This is a genomic window from Corynebacterium sp. HMSC076D02, assembly GCF_001813815.1.
GTDB classification, from domain to species: Bacteria; Actinomycetota; Actinomycetes; order Mycobacteriales; family Mycobacteriaceae; genus Corynebacterium; species Corynebacterium simulans.
Genome location: NZ_KV814045.1, coordinates 218,460 through 225,798, shown reverse-complemented (window position 1 = coordinate 225,798; position 7,339 = coordinate 218,460). Strand labels below are relative to the sequence as shown.

Annotated in this window: 8 protein-coding genes; 5 read left to right on the top strand and 3 right to left on the bottom strand. The window is 57.4% G+C overall.

The features are described 5' to 3' along the window. Positions 1–128: 128 nt before the first annotated feature. Positions 129–866: an ABC transporter ATP-binding protein gene (locus HMPREF2935_RS06510; protein ID WP_061926034.1), complete on the top strand. Its 738-nt coding sequence runs from the start codon at positions 129–131 to the stop codon at positions 864–866. Further along, complete coding sequence (locus tag HMPREF2935_RS06505; RefSeq protein WP_070732452.1) at positions 866–3,409, top strand: ABC transporter permease; 2,544 nt, start codon at positions 866–868, stop codon at positions 3,407–3,409. Before HMPREF2935_RS06510 ends, HMPREF2935_RS06505 begins: the two co-directional genes overlap by 1 nt. Here the strand turns inward: HMPREF2935_RS06505 and HMPREF2935_RS06500 are convergent. The 3 genes from HMPREF2935_RS06500 to HMPREF2935_RS13200 are packed head-to-tail and all read right to left on the bottom strand — an operon-like array spanning position 3,406 to position 4,248. Next, a complete protein-coding gene (locus HMPREF2935_RS06500; RefSeq protein ID WP_082785838.1) occupies positions 3,406–3,774 on the bottom strand; it encodes a fluoride efflux transporter FluC in 369 nt (122 codons plus the stop codon). The two genes, HMPREF2935_RS06505 and HMPREF2935_RS06500, sit on opposite strands and share 4 nt — an antisense overlap. Further along, positions 3,771–4,079, bottom strand: coding sequence for a fluoride efflux transporter family protein (locus HMPREF2935_RS06495; protein WP_061926026.1), 309 nt, complete (start codon positions 4,077–4,079; stop codon positions 3,771–3,773). The genes HMPREF2935_RS06500 and HMPREF2935_RS06495 overlap by 4 nt, the downstream gene beginning before the upstream one ends. Positions 4,080–4,089: 10 nt before the next feature. After that, positions 4,090–4,248 carry a hypothetical protein gene (locus tag HMPREF2935_RS13200; RefSeq protein WP_168163250.1) on the bottom strand — a complete coding sequence of 53 codons (159 nt, stop codon included), beginning with the start codon at positions 4,246–4,248 and terminating at the stop codon, positions 4,090–4,092. A gap of 177 nt (positions 4,249–4,425) precedes the next feature. Between HMPREF2935_RS13200 and pgm the strand changes: the two genes are divergently transcribed. From pgm to HMPREF2935_RS06480, 3 genes are read left to right on the top strand one after another with little or no spacing between them, the layout of a single operon-like run. Continuing rightward, complete coding sequence (gene pgm / locus HMPREF2935_RS06490) at positions 4,426–6,042, top strand: phosphoglucomutase (alpha-D-glucose-1,6-bisphosphate-dependent) (protein WP_070732450.1); 1,617 nt, start codon at positions 4,426–4,428, stop codon at positions 6,040–6,042. A 16-nt stretch (positions 6,043–6,058) separates the two neighbouring features. Further along, positions 6,059–6,523 (top strand): MauE/DoxX family redox-associated membrane protein, encoded by a 465-nt coding sequence (locus tag HMPREF2935_RS06485; RefSeq protein WP_061924440.1) that lies wholly within the window; start codon positions 6,059–6,061, stop codon positions 6,521–6,523. Between the two features lie 35 nt (positions 6,524–6,558). Beyond that, positions 6,559–7,329, top strand: a complete 771-nt coding sequence (locus HMPREF2935_RS06480; RefSeq protein WP_070732449.1) for a DsbA family protein — start codon at positions 6,559–6,561, stop codon at positions 7,327–7,329. The last annotated feature ends 10 nt before the right edge of the window (positions 7,330–7,339 follow it).

Here is a 7,339-nt window from a genome sequence, read left to right as displayed (position 1 = left end):
TCAACGTGGCGTTGATGAACCTTGGAGAAGGATCGGAATCTTCTTAGCAGTTATACGCCGGTCGGGTGTGGCAGCTAGGCTGGGATGGATAGCTTTAAAACCATCATTACCGTGAGGAGATTCCCACCATGTGTCCACCGGAGAGGGCAGCGGCGCGCGCCGTCGAACTTTTTAAGCAATACGGACAAGGCGATACCGCTGTTACCGCATTGGACCATGTCAACGTGGTCTTCGAGCGCAATAAATTTACTGCCATCATGGGCCCGTCAGGTTCAGGAAAGTCTACGCTGATGCACACCATGGCCGGTCTTGATTCAGCTACTAGTGGTTCAGCCTTTATCGGCGACACGGATATGTCGCAGCTAAACGACAAGTCCATCACCGCACTGCGCCGTGACCGCCTAGGGTTCATCTTCCAGTCTTTTAACTTGGTACCTACCCTAACTGCGGCGGAGAACATTACCCTGCCAATGAATATCGCTGGCAAGGAAGTAGATAAGTCCTGGTTCGATGAGGTTACAACCCGTCTGGGACTGGCACAGCGCCTGAGCCACCGTCCAGCAGAGCTTTCCGGCGGTCAGCAGCAGCGCGTGGCGTGTGCGCGTGCGCTTGTATCCCGCCCAGAGATCATCTTCGGCGATGAGCCCACCGGCAACCTTGATTCCAATTCTTCCGCGGAGGTTTTGGATATTCTGCGCACCGCAGTGGATCAAGATGACCAGACCGTCGTCATTGTCACCCACGATGCCAAGGCAGCCTCATACGCGGACCGCGTGGTCTTCCTGGCCGACGGCAAGCTGGTCAACGAGCTGCAGAATCCAACCATGGAATCCATCCACAAGGTCATGGCGGAGATCGAAAGCTAATGGCTAGAAATACCACCATGCGCAAGGTCTCCTTGCGCAATATCGTTGCCCATAAGCTCCGCCTTGCGCTGACGCTGCTCGCGGTCGTCCTTGGCACCGCCTTCATCGCGGGCTCTTTCATGTTCACCAATTCCCTGTCGAATACTTTCGATGCGGCGGTTTCCAATGCTTTTACTGGTGTTGACGCTGCCGTCAGCAAGAAGGATTCGGGCCCGGACTTGGATGAAAAGATGCGCCAGGACCTAGCCAACGACGGCAAGGTCGGCAAGGTCAACATCGAAAGCGCCCAGAACGTGGTCGTCGCCAATGACAAGGCCGAGGCATTCCAGACCACCGGCGGTGGGGCGAGCGTTAGGCCCTACTACAACGCCGAAGCCTCGGTAGGTGAGCCCGGCGAGATTATCCAGGGCGAGGCGCCACACGGTACTGGCGAGGTCACCATCAACGATGCCGCAGCAGAAAAGTACGGCGTCACCGTTGGCCAAAAGCTGCTCGTTGTCCATCCCGACAAGCGTGACGAGGTCACCGTCGCTGGCATCGAGAAGCCAGCCGTGGACGCAGGTCCAAGTATTGCCCTGCAGATGGATAACAAGGCCTTCGTTGAACGCTACGGAAACTCTCAGCAGCTGAAGGTCTCTGCTGCTGAGGGGGTAAGCCCAGAGCAGCTCGTCGATCATCTCAACGCCACCTACGACGTCGAGGCGGAGTCCGGCGAAAAGCTTGCAGAGGAAATGTCGGATGCTATTTCTTCGGCGCTGAAGTTCGTCAATTACTTCCTCATTGCCTTCGGCCTCATCGCGCTGTTGGTAGGCACCTTTATTATTGCGAACACCTTCTCCATGATCGTCGCACAGCGCACCAAGGAGTTTGCGCTGTTGCGTGCGCTGGGCGCATCGCGCCGACAAATTACCCGCTCGGTCGTCGTCGAGTCCTTCATCGTGGGCTTTTTGGGCTCCGCGGTGGGCGTCGTCGCCGGCATGGGCCTGGTGGCGATCATTAAGGCCGTGCTTGCATCCCGCGGCATGCCTGCAGATAGCGGCCTCGGATTGAGCCCGCTTGCGGTCATCGTGCCCATCATTCTGGGCACCGTGGTTACGGTGGTTTCCGCATGGGCACCAGCCCGCCGCGCGGGTGCAGTCGAGCCGGTTGAGGCCATGCGCACCACAGAGTCCGCTGCGGCAAGCTCGCTGAAGGTGCGCACGATCGTCGGCGGTTTGCTCATGGGCTTGGGCGTCATCTTCGTCATCGCCGGCGTGCTTGTCGACGCCGCGACTGGCATCCGCGCCGGACTCGTCGGCCTGGGCGCGCTCAACTTGATCGTAGGCTTCAGCCTCGCAGGCCCCGCACTTTCACTACCCATCGTCCCTACCTTGGGCCGAGTCATCGGAGCGCCTTTCGGGGCCATCGGCAAGCTGGCGTCTACCAACTCCAAGCGCAACCCGCGCCGTACCGCAGCAACCGCCTTCGCGCTTACCCTTGGCGTTGCCCTCGTGACTGCCATCGGCATGCTGGGCGCCACTATGAAGTCCTCCGTTGCGGAGACGATGGAGAAGGACATCAGCGCCGATTACCTGCTCTCCGGGCCTTCCCAGGGCAGTTTCCCCACTCCGGTAGAGACAGGCGAGCGCGCCGCCAAGGCCGAGGGCGCTGGCGAAGTCATCACTGTCGGCACCGCGCCGGTGAAGGTCGAAGACCAAGCCTCGTTGAACTATGGCCCCGAACACACCATGTCGGAGACGGTTGATTCCAACCCACAAAACATCTTCATGCTGAACATGGTCGAAGGCGATAGCGACATTGCCGAAGGCGGTTTCATTGCCGATGCCACCACCGCAGGCGAGCAAGGCTGGAAGGTCGGCGAGAGCTACGAGCTTTCGGGCATGGTTCCGGGCAAGACTACAAAGGTCGAGCTGAAGGGCATTTATGAGGACTTCCAGATGCTGCCCAAGCTGGCGGTTTCCCAAAAGGACGTCGAGAAGCTGCTGCCTGGCGACGCCCTGACCGTAGCGATGGTTGGCGTCAACGCAGCGGAGGGCGTCGACTTGGAGCAACTGCGCACCAACCTGGAGGAATCCGTCAAGGACCTCGTGGTGGTGCAGGTGGCTTCCGGTGAAGAATACGCTGGCGAGGCCGCAAGCATGATTAACCAGATGCTGACCATTCTCTACGCGCTGTTGGCACTTGCGGTCATCATCGCGGTGTTCGGCATCGTCAATACGCTGACCCTGGGCGTTATCGAACGCCGTCAGGAAATTGGCATGCTGCGCGCCGTTGGTACCCAGCGCCGTCAGATCCGCACGATGATCACCCTGGAGTCCGTCCAGATTGCAGTATTCGGCGCAGTGGTGGGCATGATTCTGGGCCTGGGCCTGGGCTGGACCTTTATCAAGGTACTGTCCGAAGAGGGGCTTGGTAGCGCCGTTATTCCGTGGGGCATGCTGGCCATCTTGCTGGTGGGCTCTGCCGTGGTTGGCGTGCTGGCCGCGCTATGGCCAGCACATGGTGCGTCCAAGACTCCGCCTTTGGATGCAATCGCGGACTAGAAGTTCTGATAGATAATCGGAGCCCACATCGCCCCGCGCCAGGCTAGGACGATGCCCAGCGCGAGGGTGAAGAAGAGGTACTGGATACACTTCCAGTACCTCTTTTCTTTAAGCATTTCTCCGAGCTCCTTGGCTAGGGTCGACCAGGTGGAGAGCCCGCCGGCGAAGCCGACGATGGCTAGGGGATAGAGGACATCGCTAAGCGCGCCGCCTACTTGCTCAACAAAGCCGTAGGCCAAACCGATCGCGAGTGCGCCACACATATTTGCGGCGAAGGTGCTAACCGGAGCGGGTAGTACCTTGGTGAAACCGTAGCGGGCCATGCCGCCGAGGAAGGCGCCGGAGAGGATGTAGAGAACAATCACTTGGCGCCTACCTTGTCACCCAGGAGATAGGCCATAACGCAACCAACCACCGTTGCGAGCACGTAGCAGCCAGCCTGCGCGGCAGTAACGGAGGAGGTTAGGAAAGCGAACGTGGCGAAGCTAGTAAAGCCGCCGAGTACGCCCGTGCCCCAGAAGGGCCCCGGCTTGAAATAACCCATCAGGGCGCTGCCCAAAACGTTGATTAAAAGCAGCGGAATCATTCCTCCGCCCAACAGGGATGACAAAAAATAGCGGGCCACGGCGCCTAACGCGGCGCCGGACCCGACTACTAGTGCTTGAGGCATGGCCTACATATTACTTCCACTCCATCTGCTGGGAACGGACGAACGCCTCAACTTCCTCAACTGGCTTGTTGAGCTTGGGATCAAACTTCAAATAGGCCTTGGTCTCGCGGGCGATGAGAACGAATGGACCCCAAATCACCCCGGCGATGCTGTTGAGAATATTTGTCACTGGTTCCATGCTGAAAAGCTACTACGTGACAGAAAAAGGTGATTTGTAGATCTGGTTCACATTTTCCCCCTTGTGGGGGTTAAAAGTCCTGCGAAACTCCACGTGGCTTGGCAAGCTAAAGCCACGCCTAAAACGGACTTTTGTACCTCCCCATCCACCCCCCTAAAGGAGCAATCCATGGCACATGAACGAGCTGGCCAGCTTGCGCAACCAAGTGACCTCATCGATATCGCGGAGCTTGTTACCGCCTACTACACCCGTGTTCCCGATGTAGAAAATCCGGACCAGCAGGTGGTCTTCGGTACCTCTGGTCACCGCGGTTCGGCTTTGGATGCCGCTTTCAATGAGCGGCACATTCTGGCCATTACCCAGGCCATCGTGGATTACCGTAAAGAGCAGGGCACCACGGGCGCAATCTTTGTTGGCCGCGATACCCATGCGCTTTCGGAGCCGGCCATGGTCTCTGCATTGGAGGTCCTGCTTGTAAATGAGGTTGAGGTGCGTGTCGACGACCGTGGCCGCTACACCCCAACCCCTGCTATCTCGCATGCCATCCTGACGCACCCAGGCACTGACGGCATCGTCATCACGCCTTCGCATAACCCGCCACGCGACGGCGGCTTCAAGTACAACCCACCAACGGGCGGGCCTGCCGATACTGTTGCCACGGATTGGATTGCGGCGCGCGCTAATGGTTACCTGCGCGCCGGGCTCGATGGCGTCGCGCGCGTGAACGTTTCCGGCGTGTTGGACGAGCGCTGCGCAAAACACAATTACGTCGATTCTTACGTGGCCGATCTGCGAAACGTCGTGGACATGGATGCCATCAAGAAGGCCGGCTTGCGCATCGGCGCTGACCCGATGGGCGGTGCCTCGGTGGACTATTGGGTGGCCATTGCCGAGCAATACGATCTGGACCTTACGGTGGTGAATCCGGCGGTGGATGGAACTTTCCGCTTCATGACGCTCGATACCGATGGCTTGATTCGCATGGACTGCTCCTCGCCGAACGCCATGGCCTCGCTCATCGCAAACCGTGAAAAGTTCGATCTGGCCACCGGCAACGACGCGGATGCGGACCGCCATGGCATCGTCACCCCGGATGCGGGGCTGATGAATCCAAACCACTACCTCGCAGTGGCCATTGACTACCTGTTTAGTCACCGCCCACAGTGGGGCAATGCTGGCGTGGGCAAGACGTTGGTTTCTTCCTCCATGGTGGACCGTGTCGTCGCCAAGCTCGGGCGCGAGCTGGTTGAGGTGCCTGTCGGCTTCAAGTGGTTTGTGCCTGGCCTTCTAGATGGCAGCATCGGCTTCGGTGGGGAGGAATCTGCTGGTGCTTCCTTCCTGCGTTTCGATGGCTCCGTGTGGTCTACCGATAAAGATGGCATCATCATGGATTTGCTCGCTGCTGAAATCACTGCGGTAACCGGCAAGAGCCCGTCGCAGCGCTACGCGGAGCTGGCTGAAGAATTCGGTGCCCCAGCTTATGCGCGCACCGATGCACCCGCTGACCGCGCGCAAAAAGCCATCCTGAAAAAGCTTTCCCCGCAGCAGGTGGAGGCCACAGATCTAGTCGGCGAGGAAATCACCGCTAAGCTCACCGAGGCGCCCGGAAATGGGGCTGCCATCGGTGGCCTTAAGGTGACAACCTGCAATGCTTGGTTTGCCGCGCGCCCATCCGGCACGGAAGATAAGTACAAGATTTACGCGGAGTCTTTCCTGGGTGAGGAACATCTCAGGAAAGTGCAAGAAGAAGCACAGGAACTTGTTACCCAAGTGCTAGAAGTTTAGGGCTAAACTGTCTCGGGTGACTAAGAAAATCGACAAGAAGCTGATCCTGGACGTCATTAGTGCGTTCGCTCGCTTCTACATGGCTTATATCTGGATTAAAGCCGGTTACGCCAAGTTGGGTGAAAATCTTTCAGTAACCCAATCTATTAGTGCTTATGAAGTTTTCACACCCGAGTGGTCTGGATATCTTGCGTATCTAATCGCCCCATTGGAAATCTGTGGTGGCGTCCTGCTGCTTCTAGGTCTTTTCTTGCGTCCGTCCTCTAAGGTTGCCACTTTTGTTCTTTTGCTGTTCATGATCGGCATCGGGCAAGCTTGGGGCCGCGGTTTGGGAATTGATTGCGGATGCTTCACAGTCAATCCTGACGAAGAGGCACAAGTGATGAACTATATGCAGACTCTTGCTCGTGATACGTTCTACCTAATCTTGACGGTGTGGACGATTAAGCGTCCGTTCAACAAATTTGCGTTGCACCCTTAGACTCTTAGAGCAAGCCATTTAAAAGGAGAATGTCAGTGGCAAAAGTAACTAACCCGAATAGCAAGGGTAACTCGGGCTTTTTCTGGGCAGTTGGAGTTCTGCTCGTTATCGCGGCCGTCGTTATTGGATACATCGTTATCAGCGGCAAGGACGCAAAGTCCGACAAGATTGCAGAAAACGCAGTCGACGTCACTATGGAAACTTCTGTTGATGACAACGGAATTGTGACGTTGAAGAGCGCAAAGACCAAGGAAAGCGCCCCAGAAGTAGACCTCTATGAGGACTTTTCTTGCCCTCACTGCGCTGAGCTCGCTGAAGGCAGTGACAAGGCGATGAAGGAAGCAGTCGAAAAGGGCGAGCTGGTTGTCAACGTGCACCCAATGAACTTCCTGGATCTGCGCGGCGTCGACCTGGAGAAGTTCATGTCCGATGACAGCATCAAGCTGGAGGGACACTCCTCCAAGTCCGCATCCGTGATGGACATTATCGCTCGTTCTGGCGATGCGAAGGCTTACTGGAACATGCGCGCTTTCCTGTTTGAGAACCAGCAGTCCGTTGGCTCCTGGGACTTTGAGGACTTTGCAGAAGCTGCCAAGGGCTTCGGTGCTGACGGTGATGTGCAGAAGCAGATCAAGGACGCTGGCGTCGAGGGTGGTAACGAGATTGGTCGTGCGAACGCAAAGAAGCTTAAGGAAACCACGGGTACTGTTTCCTCCCCGCGCGTCATCAAGGACGGCAAGGACATCAACCCACCGAAGGGTACTCCTGTATCCCAGTGGAACTTTGTCCCGCAGGTAGTCAAGTAAGACTCTCGCG

Bases quoted from the DNA above. Each gene is read 5' to 3' on its own strand.
- pgm (WP_070732450.1), top strand. From the start codon at position 4,426: ATGGCACATGAACGAGCTGGCCAGCTTGCGCAACCAAGTGACCTCATC.
- HMPREF2935_RS06495 (WP_061926026.1), bottom strand. From the start codon at position 4,079: ATGCCTCAAGCACTAGTAGTCGGGTCCGGCGCCGCGTTAGGCGCCGTG.
- HMPREF2935_RS06505 (WP_070732452.1), top strand. From the start codon at position 866: ATGGCTAGAAATACCACCATGCGCAAGGTCTCCTTGCGCAATATCGTT.
- HMPREF2935_RS06510 (WP_061926034.1), top strand. From the start codon at position 129: ATGTGTCCACCGGAGAGGGCAGCGGCGCGCGCCGTCGAACTTTTTAAG.